Genomic DNA, 15,331 nt, shown 5'->3' on the forward strand with positions numbered 1-15,331 from the left:
GACATCCAATTCGTTTGTCCCCCCTCGAAATCCATTCGCCCAAATGGGAGCCAAGCTACCTTGGCGCTCCTCTTGTCGTATGATCTGGATCCAGCTTCAGTTTGGAGCCGCGCGATCGCTCGGATCTTCAATCCTCTCCAAGACCATAGATTTCAGAGAAGAAATAGCAGACTGAATCGTTCGCGTTTCCTCTTCGTTGAACGATGTCTTACCAACGTCTAACGCATATGCTCGAGAGTCCTCCAAGACTCCCCAAAAGCTGAGAAATGTTTCCTTCCATGAAGCCCGCACATTTTCCAGTGCATTAAGCAAGCCCTCGAGGTCAGCTATCAGGGCATCGAGAGGGACTGTCCGCTGCTCAAACGCGGTCAGCCGACCTAGCATAAGGCCATATTGCCGCTGATTAAACTCGCTCATCACCCGTCTCCGCTCAACGCCGATCCGATAGGCTCAACTGAGACAATCACAAGATCTCCGTCAAAAAGATCTCGAATACATGCAGTTATTTCGTCCGAAAATTCTATCCATGTGGCAAGTCCGTTCTTGTCGAAATCGTTCTCGACAGAGAGGTGCAACGATGCTCCGTCCCATGTGCACTCGGCATTCCGATGCCAGGCGCGATTCGTCCGGAAATCCGATGTAATGCATTTGGTTCCTCCCTCGCCCTGATCGACGGGAACGCCATCACACCGAAGCCTAGTTCTATACTGAACCATTGTGACCCTCTGCGCACTTATCAATGAACGGTTCGAATGAACGGCTCCGCCAACGCGTTAGAGATGCCGAGCCGCTTAAGCAGATCAAGCGCGCGCTCCGAAACGACCGTCTGCCGCTACGCCGAAATCACCTTCACTCGCTTGCCCGGGTTTCAACCACGCGAACGTCGGTATCGTCCGCCCCGGATAGAGCTCTCGAAATAGGTCGGACAGCGTTACTTCGACTTCGTCGAAGGCCATGCCGCTGAGGCCGGACTCAAGCAGGGCATTCTTGGCGTCCTCGGTGACGATGAAAACCGGAAAAGTCTCCAAGATCGCATCGCCTGACCACACTTCCATTTAATGAAGTCGCCTCACGATGGGGGGACGAACGCTGGTATCCAGCACCGAAATGCTCACCGAGCCCGCCGGCGACTTCTGGTCGTACGAAAAAAACTTCATCCGGCTACCAAGCATAAGCAGCTCTGTTTGCGTTCAGCAAAGGAAGGCGGCAAGCGATGGACGGCATCAACTAGGTTTATTCATTGCCTTTGCTGCGTCGTGGGAGCTTGCATATCCTGTTTGATATATCCACACCCCGTCGTCGTGTCCGCTTCTTAGAATTTCAATGACTTCATTCAAATCAGCGGTTGGCGGAACGTCCACTGAGAAGAGCAACCGCATTCCAATACTCAGTTCAATTTGGCCGCTTTCGTATGTGCAGCCGGCATCCTCCAGCCTCTTCCAATACTGGCCCCTTCGACTCTCGGTGGGGTCGATTAGAATCATGTAGGTGGAATGATGGCTCCGCTCGACAACCGATTCAAAATCAAACTGCATTGGATCGTCGCTGGGTGACGCCTTTACGATATCGCAATAGCTAATTCCTTGTTTGAAGAATGGACTATTATTGATTTCGAAAAGGCCAGTATCGAGCCTTGCAGCCCACAGCTTTTCGCCCGCATGGCCATGCCAGTCCTCAGGGTCCAACCGAAACCGAACTTTTACGAGCTGATTGCTCATTGCCAGATTGACCCCTACCACTTAGGCGGGGCCATGCCGCACGCCTTCTTCATAGTCGGAAATCAGTTTTCCAGCAACTCGATCTCTTCAGGAGTCTTCTGAGTCGGATCGTTCTGTACGTTGCGGAGGAGATAATACTCTGTCTCATCCTTTATGTCGCCGCGCTTTATGATCTTTGCGTAGTTCTTCGAATATCGTCTCCGCAATTCAGAGAGCGTGACAATGCCGCGGCTTCGAAGCTCGGAGTCGAATTTCTCGACCTCCGCAGGGGCAAAATGTGCCGACCCTTCCACGCAATCATTGATTGCCTGGCGGAGCCCTTTGAAGGCCAGCTTCATGCTCTTTTTCTCGGTTGCTTCAAGGCTGGCCATGGGCCGTTTGTCCGGCGCCATATCCTCAACAGCCTTGAGATATCTCTCAATGTAAAATGAAAAAAATTCTTTTAGCTGCGCATATTCCAATTCAGGCTCGTCTTGCATCCCAACCATCCGTCGCGGCCCATGAGCCCTAGGCGAGTTGTCTGGCAAAGCTCTAAATAGGGTAGTCGATTGTCGTATGCATGTCGATCCGATTGGTTGAAATCCAGACATGTCACCACCTATGCGGATTCGGCCTGAACCTCCGATCTGGCGGCTGGTTGCCTAACCCTGCGGTGCCCGGCATGCTAGGCCTCCTCGATCCCTCCCTGCGAAGGCCTGAACACCGCAATGTCCGACCAGTTCTCCAACACCCAGCAGATCCGCAAACCGGCCGTCATCTCCAAGGGCGGCATCGTCGCCGCGCAATCGCGAAGGGCTGCCGAGGTCGGCGCGGCCGTGCTGGCGGCGGGCGGCGATTGCGTCGATGCCGTGGTCGCGACCACCTTCGCGCTCGGCGTGGTGGAGCCCTGGATGAGCGGGATCGGCGGCGGCGGCGCCATGGTGCTCTATCGCGCCCGCGAAAACCGCTATGAGGTGATCGATTACGGCATGCGCGCGCCGAACAGCCTTCGCATCGAGGACTATCCGCTGACCGGCGACGGCACCGCTTCCGACCTGTTTCCCTGGCCGCGGGTGAAGGACGACCGCAACCTGCATGGCCCCGGCTCGGTCGCGGTGCCCGGCGTGGCGGCAGGCATGGAGGAGGCGCATCGCCGCCATGCCAAATTGCCGTGGAAGGACTTGCTCAAGCCGAGCGTCGATCTCGCCAGCGAAGGCCTGCTGGTCGACTGGTGGACCACGCTGATGATCGCAAGCTCAGCCGCCGATCTCCGCCGCTATCCGGCGAGCGCGGCTGCCTATCTGCAGGACGGCCTGCCGCCGAATGCGCAATGGGGCATCAAGTCCGTGCTGCGACTGCCGCAGGACCGGCTCAAGGCAACCATGGCGCAGCTCGCGGCCGAAGGACCGCGCGACTTCTATGAGGGCGGCCTCGCGCGCAGCATCGCCGCCGACATCCGTGAGAATGGCGGCGCACTGTCGGTCGAGGATCTGGCTGCGTTCCGCGCGCATGTGCGCGAGCCGCTGCGCATCCCCTATCGCGGCGGCTACGTCTATGCGACGCCCGAACTGACCGCAGGGCCGACGCTCGCGCATACGCTGCGCCTGCTGCAGCAGAGCGTCCAACCCTCGCCCTCCCCGGAGGCCGCCGCCTACACGGCTTACGCACAGGCGCTGCAGACCGCCTATCGCGAACGCCTGCAAGGCATGGGCGATGCCGATGGCCGCCGCTCGCTCGGCGCGGAAGCGGTCGCGCCCGCCTGCACCACGCATTTCTCCGTCGTCGACCGCGATGGCAACATGGCGGCGGTGACGCAAACGCTGCTGTCGACCTTCGGCTCCAAATTCGTGACGCCACAGACCGGCATCACCATGAACAACGGCATCATGTGGTTCGATCCGACGCCGGGCACGCCGAATTCGCTGGCGCCGGGCAAGCGCTGCCTGACCAACTATACGCCGGCCGTGGCGCAGGCTGCTGACGGCCGGCGCCTCGCCGTCGGCGCCTCAGGTGGCCGGCGGATTCTTCCGGCGGTGACGCAGCTTCTCTCCTTCGTGATGGATTTCGGCATGGACCTCGATGCCGCGATCCATCAGCCGAGGATCGACGCCAGCGAAGGCGCAATCGTGATCGGCGATGCGCGGCTGCCACCAGCGGCGCGCGAGGCGCTGCGCGCACGGTTCGACTATGAAGAAGCGCGGATGCAGACGATGCCGCTGAAATTCGCTTGCCCCAGCGTCGTGCTGCGCGACGGCGCCAGCAACAGCGGCGCCGCGGAGCCGTTCCACGTCTGGAGCGAAGCGGTGGCGGAAGGTTGATGTCTCTCTCTTCACCTCTCCCATCGGGAGAGGTCGGCGCGCAGCGCCGGGTGAGGGGTTACGGTTTCTCATGGGCACTCGAGCCCCTCACCCGATTCGCATCTTGCGATGCGATCCGACCTCTCCCCGATGGGGAGAGGTTTTGCACCTCCCGCATAGCACCAACTCGATCTCATCTCATCGCGCTCAATTCAACCCGATATCGCCGCCGACAGTACCGCTTCGAGTTCCTGCCTGACATCGTCGAGCGGCTGCGCGTTGCGCGCGGCGCGGCACAGCGCGAGCGCGCCCTCGATCGAGGCGACGACCAGCGCGGCCAGCCGCCGCGCGCGGGCCGGCGTCACGCCGTCGCGGCGCAGCGCGGCGATCATGATCTGCTGCCAGTCCGCGAACACGCCATCGGCGAGATCGAGCAAGTGGCGCTGCGCGGCTTCGTCCGGCGCTCCCGCATTGTCCATGGCGTCGGAGACATATCGCTCGACCGCCACGGCGAGCACCGGGCAACCGGCCTGAAACCTGCTGCGCTCGAGAATTTTTCGCCACAATGCGATGAAGGCGCGCAAGCCATCGATCGTGCCGCGCTCGCGCGTGAACTGCTCCAGCGGCTTGCTCACCTGTGCGCCGGCATAGACGATCGCATCTTCGATCAATTGCTGCTTGCCGCGCGGAAAATGATGGCTGATCGAGCCGCGCGGCGTGCCGGTATGGCGGACCACCTCGCGCATGCTGGTGGCGTTGACGCCACGGCGGCTCAAGAGGTCGGCCGCTCCCGCCACCATCTTTGCTCTCGTACTGGAAATCATCCTTGCCTCGTGGATTCGTCGATCCAGACTAGACTATGACACTTGACATAGCCAGCCCGATATGCGGCTATGTCAAATGTCATAGCTGGCCGGGCGAGAGTGGCGCGATGACGAATGCTGACAACGAAAGGGAGGAACTATGACCACGCCAGGCAGCATCCGGACTGAAGCACACGACCACATCTTCAAGATCGTCATCGACAACCCGGCCAAGAAGAACGCCTTCTCGCCCGCGATGATGGAGCAGCTCTCCGACGCGCTGACCGAGCTGCACAACAACGATGCCTGTTGGGTCGGCGTCATCTGCGCCGAAGGCAAGGATTTCACCGCCGGTCTCGACATGCCGAAATTCTTCGGCCCCACTGCCGAGAAACGCAACATCAAGGAGGGCAATGTCGACGCGTTCGGCCTTTCCAAGCGTTGCAGGAAACCGATCGTCACGGCGGTACAAGGCATCGTGTTCACGATCGGCATCGAGCTGATGCTGGCCGGCGACATTGTCGTTGCCGCTGATGACAGCCGGTTCTGCCAGATGGAGGCCAAGCGCGGTATCGCGCCCCTCGGCGGCGCGCATTTCCGCTTCCTGTCGCGCACCGGATGGGGCAATGCGATGTATCACCTGTTCCTGTGCGACGAATTCACGGCGCAGCGCGCCCGCGAGATCGGCCTGGTGCAGGAGGTGGTGCCAGCGGGCCAGCAGGTCGCCCGCGCGATGGAGCTTGCCGCCGCGATCGCGCGCAACGCGCCGCTCGGCATCCAGGCGACCAAGGAAGCAGCCGCGAAATATATCGACGGCGGCGAGGCCGCTGCGATCGCCTTTATCCCGTCGATCCGCGAACGCGTCCTGAACAGCGCAGACGCCCGCGAAGGCATTCAGTCCTTCATCGAACGGCGGGCTGCGGTGTTCCAGGGACGCTGACGCGGCTGAACCTAAAGCTGCGTCAGGAGATCATCGATCCGGATCGGGAAGCGGCGCACGCGAACGCCTGTGGCGTGCCAGACCGCATTGGCGACCGCACCGGCGCTGCCGGTGACGCCGATCTCGCCGACGCCCTTGATGCCGAGCGCATTCACATGCGGATCGTGCTCGTCGACGGTCAGCACATCGAGCGACGGCACATCGGCATTCACAGGGATATGGTACTCGGCGAGGTTCGCGTTCAGGATGCGGCCGGAACGGTGGTCCATGACGGCTTCCTCGTGCAGCGCGAACGATACGCCCCAGATCATGCCGCCGAAGAGCTGGCTCTGCACCAGCCTGGGATTGATAATGCGGCCGGCTGCAAAGGCGCCAACCAGGCGCGTGACGCGGATCTGGCCGAGTTCGGGATCGACCTTCACCTCCGCGAAAACAGCGCCATGGGCGTGCATGGCATAGTTCGACTGCGCCGCAGGATCTGCCGCGCCGCCGCCGCTGGCTTCGATCTCGGTGACGCCGGCACGCGTGAGGATGTCGGCATAGCTTTCGCTGCGCGCTTCGTCGTCGCGGCGGAACAACCGCCCTTCCCGCGCGATCACGCCGGCATTGCCGGCGCCGAACAGCGGCGAGCGCTGGTCATTGGTCGCGAGATCGGCGAGCTTTGCGATCACGGCCGCACCGGCATTGTGGATCGCAGCACCGGCGGTCGCGGTATGGGCCGAGCCACCGGCAATGCCCGCGTCCGGCAGATCCGACGTGCCCGACCTGAATTCGACCTGGTCGATGCCGAGCCCGAGTCCGTCGGCCGCGATCTGGGCGAGCGCGGTCCACGCGCCCTGCCCCATGTCATGCGCGCCGGTCTCCATCACGCCGGAGCCGTCGCTGCGGATCACCGCGCGCGCCTGCGCCTGGAACATCAGCGCCGGAAAGGTCGCGGTGCCCATGCCCCACCCGACCAGGAAACCATCATCGTCGCGCATCTGCCGCGGCGCGAGCGGACGCCCTGCCCAACCGAAGCGTTCGGCACCCTTGGCATAACACTGCCGCAGCGCCTTCGAGGAAAACGGCTTTCCGGAGATCGGCTCGACTTCGGCGTAGTTCTTCAGGCGAAAATCGAGCGGGTCCATTCCGCACGCCACCGCGATCTCGTCGATGGCACTCTCCAGCGCGATCGAGCCGGTCGCCTCTCCCGGCGCGCGCATGAACAGTGGCGTGCCGGTATTGACGCGCACCGCTTCATGCGAGGTCTTGATCGCGGGGCTTGCATAGAGCGTGTGCGAGGCGTCGGCGGCCGGCTCGTAGAAATCATCGAACGTGCTGGTCGTGACCTTGGCGTGATGATCGATCGCGGTCAGGCGACCTTCGCCGTCGGCGCCGATGCGCAGCGTCTGCCGGGTCGGCGGACGATGGCCGACCGGGCCGTACATCTGGTCACGGCGCAGCACGAGCTTGACCGGACGTCCCACCAGCTTGGCCGCCATGATGCCCAGCACTTGCGGCCCGGAGACCAGTCCCTTCGAGCCGAAACCACCGCCGAGGAACGGGCTGCGGATATGAATATTGCCGGGCGGAATTCCGAGCAATCCGCCGAGCCGCATCTGTGCCATCGCCATGCCCTGGCTCGGCGTATCGATCGAGAGCTTGTCGCCGTCCCAGGCCGCGACCATCGCGTGCGGCTCCATCGCATTGTGATACTGCGCCGGCGTTTCATACGTCGCCTCGATGCGGTTCGATGCACCGGCGAGCGCAGCATCGACATCGCCATGCCGGACCTCGGCCGGATTGCCGATACCGACCACCGGCGGCACATAGCTCTCGGCACCATCAAGGCCGACCCGCGCGGACTCGATGTGATATTGCGGCGACAGCAGCGCCGCGCCTTCGGTCGCGGCTTCCAGCGTCTCGGCGATCACGACCGCGATCGCCTGGTTCGCATAGCGCACCTCGTCGTTCTGCAGGAGCTCCATCTTGAATGCGAAAGGATTGGGCTTGCCGTCCGGATCTTCGGCAAGCGGCGGCTTGTGCGAGGGCGTCATCACGTCGACGACGCCGGGATAGCGCTTGGCGGCATCGACATCGAGGGAGGTCACGCGGCCGCGCGCGATGGTGGAGACGGCGATCACGGCATAGAGCATGCCCGCCGGGTGATTGTCGGCGGCATAGCGGGCCTGGCCCTTGACCTTCAGGACGCCGTCGCGGCGGGTCAGCGGCTGGCCAATATTCGAGCCGTGCCTGAGATGGGCAGGATCACGGGTGAGCTCAAGCGACATGGCGCACTCCTGATGAGAAGGGAGAGCCGGGAAGCGCGGGAATGCGCGCCGGCGTGCCCGCGGTGGCGAGCGTCAGCGCCCGGACCACGATACGCTCTGCGAGTTCGATCTTGAACGCGTTGTCGCCAGACGGCTTTGCATCGGCAAGCGCGATGCGCGCAGCCTCGCGGAAGCCCGCAGCATCGGGCGTAACGCCGGCAAGACTCTGCTCCGCGGCCCGCGCGCGCCAGGGCTTTGCCGCGAGGCCGCCGAGCGCGAGCCGTGCCTCGCGGATCAGACCTTGCTCCAGCTGCAGGCTCGCGGCGGCCGATACGACCGCGAATGCATAGGAGGTGCGTTCGCGAACCTTGATATAGCGTGCATGCGCGGCAAAGCCGCGTGCCTCGGCCGGCAACCGCAGCGCGACGATCAGATCACCGCGTTCCAGCAAGGTCTCCCGCTGCGGCGTGTCGCCGGGCAGGCGATGCAGCGCCTCGAGCGCGACCTCGCGCCGCCCGCTCTTGCCTTCGATCTCGACGACCGCATCGAGCGCAACCAGCGGAACGCAGAAATCAGAAGGATGCGTGGCGATGCAAGCCTCGCTCCAGCCGAGCACGGCATGCAGGCGGTTTTCGCCATGGCGTGCGTCGCAGCCAGCACCGGGCCAGCGTTTGTTGCAGGCGCTGGGGGCGTCGTAGAAATAGGCACAGCGCGTCCGCTGCAGCACGTTGCCGCCGACAGTCGCTGCGTTGCGAAGCTGCGCGGACGCGCCCGACAGCAGCGCCTCGGCCACTGACGGAAAGGCGCGGGCGAACTCCGCATCATGCGCGAGATCGGCATTGCGGACCAGCGTGCCGATCCGGACGCCGCCGTCGGCAAGATATTCGACGCGGTCGAGTCCCGGCAGGCGCGTGACGTCGACCAGCCGGCTCGGATGGCAGACGCCGCCCTTCATGAGGTCGAGCAGATTGGTGCCGGAAGCAAGATAAGTGGCGCCCTTCTCGGACGCGGCCGCGACCGCCTCGGCGATGGTGGCGGGCCTGACGTAATCGAACTTCATCATGCGGAGCGCCTCTGTTCGGAGTTCGCGAGAGTTTGTTGGGCCTCAAGCACGGCTTCGGTGATGCCGGCATAGGCACCGCAACGGCACAGATTGCCACTCATGCCTTCGCGCACGCGCTCGGGATCATCGCCGGCCTGGCCTTCGGTGATCAGTCCGATTCCGCTCATGACCTGGCCAGGGGTGCAGAAGCCGCATTGAAAGGCGTCATGCGCGATGAAGGCGGCCTGCACCGGATGGAGCTGGTCGCCATGCGCGACACCTTCGATGGTGAGGATGTCGGCGCCGTCCTGGCTCACCGCCAAGGCGAGGCAGGAATTGATGCGCCGCCCGTTGACCAGGACAGTGCAGGCGCCGCACTGGCCGCGGTCGCACCCCTTCTTGGCGCCGGTCAGATCAAGACGTTCGCGCAACAGATCGAGCAGGGTGACGCGGGGGTCGTCGAGCTCGATCTCCCGCCGCACACCGTTCACGGTGAGGCTGATGGAGAAATTCATGCAGGGCTCCGATCAGTGCTATGGTGGAACTGTTACAGTGGTAATGCACCGCCGGCGTCCGCCAATGTGTTGATCGGCGGACCTTTGCAGGCCGGGTACTCATCGCATATACGGAGGCATCCTCCGTTTTACAAGGGAGGGGAAATCACAAATCTGATGGCCAGTCAGTTCGCAGGAATAGTTCGCAAGCCACGCGCAGATGCCGTGCGCAACCGGGAGCGCGTGCTGGAAGCAGCGAAAGCGGTGTTCAGCGCTGGTGGTCCCGAGGCCAGCCTGGAGGCTGTGGCACGGCACGCCGGCGTCGGCATCGGAACGCTCTACCGTCACTTTCCGACGCGCGAAGCACTGTACGAAGCGGTGTATCGGCGCGAGGTGGATCAGCTCGGCGATCTCGCGGAGCAGTTGCACGAGGAGACCGATCCGGTCGAAGCGCTGCGGCATTGGCTGCACGCCAACGTGCAATTCGTCGCCACCAAGAAGGGCATGGCGGCGGCGCTGGCGCTGGTCGCGCACGGCTCGCCTGAGCTTCACGCCTACTCGCTCGACCGACTGACCAAGGCGATCGCCGCGCTGCTCGCCCGCGCCGTCGCCGCCGGCGAGATCCGGGCCGATATCAGCGCCGAGGACGTCCTGCGCGCGCTGATCGGCCTCTGCTACATGCACGACCAGGCAGGCTGGCAATCGACCGTGCTGCGACTGCTGGATGTGTTCATCGACGGGCTGCGCCTGCAACCGGCGCGGCAGGCGACGGTGGCGGCGCCGAAGCCGGCGAAGAATGCGGTAAAGCGAAAGCGCTAGCTCCAAGCACCGTCATTGCGAGCGCAGCGAAGCAATCCATGTCGCCGCAAGCCGAGATATGGATTGCTTCGTCGCTTTCGCTCCTCGCAATGACGAGAGTGCAACTCACCCAAATCTATGATCGTAGCGCGCGATCGACAGCTCGCTCACATCGATCTCCGGCTTGCGTCCGGACAAGAGGTCGGCCAGCACCCTGCCCGAGCCGCAGGCCATGGTCCAGCCAAGCGTGCCATGGCCGCTGTTGAGATGGAGATTGCCGTATTTTGTCGCGCCGATCACCGGAGGTCCATCCGGCGTCATCGGGCGCAGGCCGCTCCAGAACGTCGCCTTGGCAAGATCGCCGCCACGCGGAAACAGATCCGTGAGCGAATGATCGAGCGTCGCCCGACGCGCCGCATAAAGCTTGTCGGAATAGCCTGAAAGCTCCGCGGTGCCGCCGACGCGGATGCGGTCGCCGAGCCGCGTGATCGCAACCTTGTAGCTCTCGTCCATGACGGTCGATTCCGGCGCGCCGCTGGCATCTACGATCGGCACCGTGATCGAATAGCCTTTCACCGGATACACCGGCAGCGAAATGCCGAGCGGCCTGAGCAGTCGCGGCGACCAGCTTCCGAGCGCGACGACATAGGCGTCGGCCTGCAGCACGCCCTTGCTGGTCGCAACGCCAGTGACGCGCGAGGCGTCGGCGATCAAGCCATCGATGGCGACGTTGAATTCGAAGCGCACGCCGAGCTTTTCGGCATCGAGCGCCAGAGCCTGCGTAAACATGTGGCAATCGCCGGTCTCGTCCTGCGGCAGCCGCAGTCCGCCGGCGACCTTCTCCTTCACCGCGGCGAGCGCCGGCTCGGCGGCAATGCAGCCCTCGCGATCGAGCACCTCGAACGGAACGCCATATTGCTTGAGCACCGCAATGTCATCGGCGGTGTGGTCGAGCTGGGCGGCGTAGCGGAACAATTGCAGCGTGCCGCGGGAACGCTCGTCATAGTGGATGCCGATCTCGCTGCGCAACGCGCGCAGGCAGTCGCGGCTATATTCCGCGATCGGGATCATCCGGCTCTTGTTGACCGCGTACCGCTCCGCGGTGCAGTTGCGCAGCATCTTGAGCAGCCAGATCCACATCGCGGGATCGGGCTTCGGGCGAACCACCAGCGGACCGTGCTTCATCAACAGCCATTTGATGGCCTTGATCGGCACGCCGGGACCGGCCCATGGCGAAGAGTAGCCGGGCGAGACTTCGCCGGCATTGGCAAAAGAGGTTTCCAGCGCGGGCTTGGGCTGGCGGTCGACAACCGTCACCTCATGACCGGCGCGCGCGAGATAATAGGCTGACGTGACGCCGATGACGCCGCTGCCGAGGATGATGACTTTCACGCTTTTCAGGCTCCCGCCGCGGCATGACTTGCCGCTGCAAATAATCTCCGCAACGGCTGGAGCAAGGTCAGGCTACGCGCTTGATGACGTCGCCGAGGATCGACACCATCTCGTCGATATGGCTGCGCTCGACGATCAAAGGCGGCGACATCGCCAAGGAGTCGCCGCTCTGGCGAAGGTAGAGGCCGTGATTGAAACAATCGACCATCATGTCATAGCCGCGTGCGCCGACCCCCTCCTTGCGCGGTGCGACTTCGACAGCGCCCATCAGGCCGACATTACGAATGTCGATCACATTCGGCAGACCCTTGAGCTGATGCAGCGCATCGCGCCAGTATTCGGCGAGCGAAGCGCCGCGCGTCAGCAAGCCTTCGTCCTTGTAGATGTCGAGCGTCGCAAGGCCGGCGGCGCAGGCCACCGGATGCGCCGAATAGGTGTAGCCGTGGAACAGCTCGATCTGGCTTTCCGGCCCGGTCATCAGTCCGTCGTAGATCTTGCGGCTGGCGAACACGGCGCCGCAGGGAACGGTGCCGTTGGTGATGCCCTTGGCGGTCGTCATCAGATCGGGCGTCACGCCGAAGAACTGCGACGCGAACGGCGTGCCGAGCCGGCCGAACCCGGTGATGACTTCGTCGAAGATCAGGAGAATGCCGTGCTTGTCGCACAATTCGCGCAGCCGCTGCAGATAGCCCTTCGGCGGCGGCAGCACCGCGGTCGAACCCGGCACCGGCTCGACAATGACGGCTGCGATGGTCTCGGCACCGTGCAGCGCCACCAGCCGCTCGACGTCGTCGGCGAGTTCGGCGCCGTGCTCCGGCTGATCCTTTGCAAACGCGTTGCGGGCGAGATCATAGGTGTGGCGGATATGGTCGACACCGGGCAGATGAGTCGCGAAGGCGCGGCGGTTGGCCACCATGCCGCCGACCGACATGCCGCCAAAACCGACGCCGTGATAGCCGCGCTCGCGGCCAATCAGGCGCGTGCGGGTCGGCTGGCCGGCGGCGCGGTGATAGGCGAGCGCGATTTTCAGCGCGGTATCGACCGATTCCGATCCCGAATTGGTGAAGAAGACGCGGTCCAATCCCGTGGGCGCCAGCGCGGCGAGGCGTTCGGCGAAATCGAATGCGATCGGATGGCCCATCTGGAACGACGGCGCGAAGTCCAGCGTCATCAATTGCCGCTCGACCGCTGCAGCAATCTGCTTGCGGCCGTGGCCGGCATTGACGCACCAGAGCCCGGCCGAGCCGTCGATCACCTTCCGCCCATCGACGCTGGTGTAATACATGCCCTCGGCGGAGGCGAACAGCCGCGGCGTCTCCTTGAACTGCCGGTTGGCCGTGAACGGCATCCAGAACGAATCGAGCTTGATGGTGTTCGGAATCTGATGAACGGTCACGGCGTCGCTCCACTGCTGACGCAGCAGCCGAACATGCTCCCAAACGCGCAACAAGCCCTTTTCTGCCGTGCTGCAACCCATTGATCTCATTGGGGCGGACGCGGCATATTTGCGCGATCCGCAACACCTGCAACAGGATTGTCCCATGAGCGTCGATATCGGTGGCCGGCTGCGATTCATTCGCGCGCAGCAGAAGCTGTCGCAGCGCGAACTCGCCAAGCGGTCCGGCGTCACCAATTCGACCATCTCGCTGATCGAGTCCAACCAGATGAACCCGTCCGTCGGGGCACTGAAGCGCATCCTCGATGGAATTCCGATGGGACTGGCGGAATTCTTCGCGCTCGAGCCGGAGCGGCGCCGCAAGGTGTTCTATCGTTCCGACGAACTGACCGAGATCGGCAAGAAGCCGATCTCCTATCGCCAGGTCGGCGACAATCTGTTCGGCCGGAGCCTGCAGATCCTGAAAGAGCGCTACGAGCCCGGCAGCGATACCGGCCGCGTGCCGCTGGTGCACGACGGCGAGGAAGGCGGCATCGTGGTCTCGGGCAAGCTCGAGGTCACTGTCGATGACGAGCGCCGCATCCTCAATCCCGGCGACGCCTATTATTTCGAAAGCCGCCGCCCGCATCGCTTTCGCTGCGTCGGCGGCAAGCCCTGCGAGGTGATCAGCGCCTGCACCCCGCCGACGTTCTGAACGTGGCAGGCGCCGCGCGGCGCCTCACAGATTCCGGGTCTGCTTGTCGCCCCAGGCGATGGCCGCAGCGATCGTCACGAATATCGCCGTCACGCCAATAACGACCAGGATGGTATCGAGGGTCATGGCTTCTCTCCGTGGCTGATGGAGAAAAGCTAGCGGATTGCCGCCACAGCGCTTTGCGCTCGATCAAATCCGAAAGGATGGTAGGCCTAGGCCATCGCCAGCCGCTGCCGCGAGCGGATCAGCAGCATCAGCATGATGGTGACGTTGAGAGCGTTCCAGGCGAGCCCGTTGGCGAAGGCGGCGGCGTAGGAGCCGGTGGCATCGAAGATCACGCCGGAAATATAACCGCCCAGCGACATGCCGATCACCGAGGCGAAGATCACGATGCCCACCCGGGTGGCGGCCTCCGCGGCCGGCATCGCCTCGCGGATGATGATGGCGTAGCTCGGCACGATGCCGCCCTGGAACAGGCCGAACATCGCCGAGATGATGTAGAGCGAGGTCAGGCTGTCGAAGAACAAATAGAACAGCAGCGCCGTGCCCTGCGCGACCGAGCCGATCAGGAGCGTGCGGATGCCGCCGATCCGGTCGGCGAGAAAGCCGGAGCCGATGCGGCTGATGATGCCGAAGCCGAGCATCAGGGACAGCATCTCGGCGCCGCGCGCCACGCCATAGCCAAGGTCGCCACAATAGGCGACGATATGCACCTGCGGCATCGCCATCGCCACGCAGCAGGCAATCGCGGCCAGCGAGAGGATCGCCGTCAGCGCGTTGGTGGAGAGCCGCACTTTGACGCGCGGCGGCGCCGCGTTGAGATGGCTGCGCCGGCTCGCCGCGCCCGTCAGGCGCCGCAGCACCAACAGCGCGACCGTCATCGCCACCGCGGTGAAGATGCCAATCGCGACATGCGTGGTGCGCCAGCCGAACTGCTGCATGCCGAGGTTGACCAGCGGCGGCCAGATCGTGCCGCCGATATAGTTGCCGCTGGCGGCGATCGCGACCGCGAGTCCGCGGTAGCGCTCGAACCAATGCGAGGCTTCCGCCATCAACGGCCCGAAGGTCGCCGACGACGACAGCCCGATCGCGAAATGAAACAGGATGAACGACCAGATCGACGGCGAGTAGCCGGCGCCAATATAGCCGAGCCCGAGGATGCCGATCCCGAGCCCGATCGCGGTGACGATGCCGTAGCGATCGGTGATCTTGCCGGTCAAAACCCCGCCCGAGCCGAAGCCGATCATGACGAGGGTGAATGCGAGCGAGGCGGTCCCTCGCGTGGCGGCGAAATCCCCCTGCACCACCGGCAGCGCCACCACCACGGACCACATACCCACGCTGCCGAGCGCGCCGATCACCACGGCGACAGCGAGCCGCAGCCATGCCCGGCGCGAATCGGGAATGAACTGGTCCGAATTTGGGCTGATCTGAGAAGGAATTTCCACGGCGAGGCCAAACTTCGTCGCGAATTGCCTCCTGGTCAAGCGCTTTGGCGAAATATTGGGCATGCGGAAATGCCCTCCGCC

At 63.7% G+C, this 15,331-nt stretch carries 15 protein-coding genes; 4 read left to right on the plus strand and 11 right to left on the minus strand.

Annotation, left to right across the window (positions count from 1 at the left end; translation table 11 throughout):
* Nucleotides 1-96 precede the first annotated feature (96 nt).
* The 4 genes from AC5ZGW_RS00155 to AC5ZGW_RS00170 form a co-directional block, all read right to left on the minus strand.
* Entirely contained in the window at nucleotides 97-417 is a 321-nt protein-coding gene (locus AC5ZGW_RS00155) for a hypothetical protein (protein ID WP_130227852.1), read from the minus strand.
* A gap of 383 nt (nucleotides 418-800) precedes the next feature.
* Nucleotides 801-1,028, minus strand: coding sequence for a hypothetical protein (locus tag AC5ZGW_RS00160; RefSeq protein WP_207231079.1), 228 nt, complete (start codon nucleotides 1,026-1,028; stop codon nucleotides 801-803).
* 195 nt (nucleotides 1,029-1,223) lie between these two features.
* The gene (locus AC5ZGW_RS00165; protein ID WP_130227851.1) at nucleotides 1,224-1,718 is read right to left on the minus strand and encodes a DUF4265 domain-containing protein; all 495 of its coding nucleotides are present in this window, start codon (nucleotides 1,716-1,718) and stop codon (nucleotides 1,224-1,226) included.
* A 62-nt stretch (nucleotides 1,719-1,780) separates the two neighbouring features.
* Complete coding sequence (locus AC5ZGW_RS00170; protein WP_130227850.1) at nucleotides 1,781-2,197, minus strand: hypothetical protein; 417 nt, start codon at nucleotides 2,195-2,197, stop codon at nucleotides 1,781-1,783.
* A 228-nt stretch (nucleotides 2,198-2,425) separates the two neighbouring features.
* Here AC5ZGW_RS00170 and AC5ZGW_RS00175 point away from each other — a divergent pair, with 228 nt between their 5' ends.
* Nucleotides 2,426-4,015 carry a gamma-glutamyltransferase family protein gene (locus AC5ZGW_RS00175; protein WP_130227849.1) on the plus strand — a complete coding sequence of 530 codons (1,590 nt, stop codon included), beginning with the start codon at nucleotides 2,426-2,428 and terminating at the stop codon, nucleotides 4,013-4,015.
* Nucleotides 4,016-4,206: 191 nt separating this feature from the next.
* Here AC5ZGW_RS00175 and AC5ZGW_RS00180 read toward each other — a convergent pair whose 3' ends face one another.
* Nucleotides 4,207-4,794, minus strand: coding sequence for a TetR/AcrR family transcriptional regulator (locus AC5ZGW_RS00180; protein ID WP_496113846.1), 588 nt, complete (start codon nucleotides 4,792-4,794; stop codon nucleotides 4,207-4,209).
* Between the two features lie 163 nt (nucleotides 4,795-4,957).
* Between AC5ZGW_RS00180 and AC5ZGW_RS00185 the strand changes: the two genes are divergently transcribed.
* Complete coding sequence (locus AC5ZGW_RS00185) at nucleotides 4,958-5,737, plus strand: crotonase/enoyl-CoA hydratase family protein (RefSeq protein ID WP_130227441.1); 780 nt, start codon at nucleotides 4,958-4,960, stop codon at nucleotides 5,735-5,737.
* Between the two features lie 11 nt (nucleotides 5,738-5,748).
* Here AC5ZGW_RS00185 and AC5ZGW_RS00190 read toward each other — a convergent pair whose 3' ends face one another.
* Genes AC5ZGW_RS00190 through AC5ZGW_RS00200 form a run of 3 tightly spaced genes read right to left on the minus strand, consistent with a single transcriptional unit; the run spans nucleotide 5,749 to nucleotide 9,543 of the window.
* On the minus strand, nucleotides 5,749-8,007 hold the full coding sequence (locus tag AC5ZGW_RS00190) for a xanthine dehydrogenase family protein molybdopterin-binding subunit (protein ID WP_130227442.1): 2,259 nt from the start codon (nucleotides 8,005-8,007) through the stop codon (nucleotides 5,749-5,751).
* Nucleotides 7,997-9,049, minus strand: coding sequence for an FAD binding domain-containing protein (locus tag AC5ZGW_RS00195; RefSeq protein WP_130227443.1), 1,053 nt, complete (start codon nucleotides 9,047-9,049; stop codon nucleotides 7,997-7,999). The genes AC5ZGW_RS00190 and AC5ZGW_RS00195 overlap by 11 nt, the downstream gene beginning before the upstream one ends.
* The gene (locus AC5ZGW_RS00200) at nucleotides 9,046-9,543 is read right to left on the minus strand and encodes a (2Fe-2S)-binding protein (RefSeq protein WP_130227444.1); all 498 of its coding nucleotides are present in this window, start codon (nucleotides 9,541-9,543) and stop codon (nucleotides 9,046-9,048) included. The genes AC5ZGW_RS00195 and AC5ZGW_RS00200 overlap by 4 nt, the downstream gene beginning before the upstream one ends.
* Before the next feature lie 156 nt (nucleotides 9,544-9,699).
* On the opposite strand from AC5ZGW_RS00200, the gene AC5ZGW_RS00205 reads away from it, so the two are divergent.
* Complete coding sequence (locus tag AC5ZGW_RS00205; protein ID WP_130227445.1) at nucleotides 9,700-10,341, plus strand: TetR/AcrR family transcriptional regulator; 642 nt, start codon at nucleotides 9,700-9,702, stop codon at nucleotides 10,339-10,341.
* Nucleotides 10,342-10,446: 105 nt separating this feature from the next.
* Here AC5ZGW_RS00205 and AC5ZGW_RS00210 read toward each other — a convergent pair whose 3' ends face one another.
* The gene (locus AC5ZGW_RS00210; RefSeq protein ID WP_130227446.1) at nucleotides 10,447-11,712 is read right to left on the minus strand and encodes a D-amino acid dehydrogenase; all 1,266 of its coding nucleotides are present in this window, start codon (nucleotides 11,710-11,712) and stop codon (nucleotides 10,447-10,449) included.
* 67 nt (nucleotides 11,713-11,779) lie between these two features.
* Nucleotides 11,780-13,108, minus strand: a complete 1,329-nt coding sequence (gene aptA / locus AC5ZGW_RS00215; protein WP_165435330.1) for an omega-aminotransferase AptA — start codon at nucleotides 13,106-13,108, stop codon at nucleotides 11,780-11,782.
* A 145-nt stretch (nucleotides 13,109-13,253) separates the two neighbouring features.
* Here aptA and AC5ZGW_RS00220 point away from each other — a divergent pair, with 145 nt between their 5' ends.
* Nucleotides 13,254-13,802, plus strand: coding sequence for a cupin domain-containing protein (locus tag AC5ZGW_RS00220; protein WP_130227448.1), 549 nt, complete (start codon nucleotides 13,254-13,256; stop codon nucleotides 13,800-13,802).
* A 212-nt stretch (nucleotides 13,803-14,014) separates the two neighbouring features.
* Here AC5ZGW_RS00220 and AC5ZGW_RS00225 read toward each other — a convergent pair whose 3' ends face one another.
* Nucleotides 14,015-15,313, minus strand: coding sequence for an MFS transporter (locus AC5ZGW_RS00225; protein WP_130227449.1), 1,299 nt, complete (start codon nucleotides 15,311-15,313; stop codon nucleotides 14,015-14,017).
* Nucleotides 15,314-15,331: the final 18 nt, after the last annotated feature.

Source organism: Bradyrhizobium sp. Crot121, assembly GCF_059512385.1.

Bases quoted from the DNA above. Each gene is read 5' to 3' on its own strand.
- AC5ZGW_RS00155 (WP_130227852.1), bottom strand. From the start codon at position 417: ATGAGCGAGTTTAATCAGCGGCAATATGGCCTTATGCTAGGTCGGCTG.
- AC5ZGW_RS00165 (WP_130227851.1), bottom strand. From the start codon at position 1,718: ATGAGCAATCAGCTCGTAAAAGTTCGGTTTCGGTTGGACCCTGAGGAC.
- AC5ZGW_RS00170 (WP_130227850.1), bottom strand. From the start codon at position 2,197: ATGCAAGACGAGCCTGAATTGGAATATGCGCAGCTAAAAGAATTTTTT.
- AC5ZGW_RS00175 (WP_130227849.1), top strand. From the start codon at position 2,426: ATGTCCGACCAGTTCTCCAACACCCAGCAGATCCGCAAACCGGCCGTC.
- AC5ZGW_RS00180 (WP_496113846.1), bottom strand. From the start codon at position 4,794: ATGGTGGCGGGAGCGGCCGACCTCTTGAGCCGCCGTGGCGTCAACGCC.
- AC5ZGW_RS00185 (WP_130227441.1), top strand. From the start codon at position 4,958: ATGACCACGCCAGGCAGCATCCGGACTGAAGCACACGACCACATCTTC.
- AC5ZGW_RS00190 (WP_130227442.1), bottom strand. From the start codon at position 8,007: ATGTCGCTTGAGCTCACCCGTGATCCTGCCCATCTCAGGCACGGCTCG.
- AC5ZGW_RS00195 (WP_130227443.1), bottom strand. From the start codon at position 9,049: ATGATGAAGTTCGATTACGTCAGGCCCGCCACCATCGCCGAGGCGGTC.
- AC5ZGW_RS00200 (WP_130227444.1), bottom strand. From the start codon at position 9,543: ATGAATTTCTCCATCAGCCTCACCGTGAACGGTGTGCGGCGGGAGATC.
- AC5ZGW_RS00205 (WP_130227445.1), top strand. From the start codon at position 9,700: ATGGCCAGTCAGTTCGCAGGAATAGTTCGCAAGCCACGCGCAGATGCC.
- AC5ZGW_RS00220 (WP_130227448.1), top strand. From the start codon at position 13,254: ATGAGCGTCGATATCGGTGGCCGGCTGCGATTCATTCGCGCGCAGCAG.
- AC5ZGW_RS00225 (WP_130227449.1), bottom strand. From the start codon at position 15,313: ATGCCCAATATTTCGCCAAAGCGCTTGACCAGGAGGCAATTCGCGACG.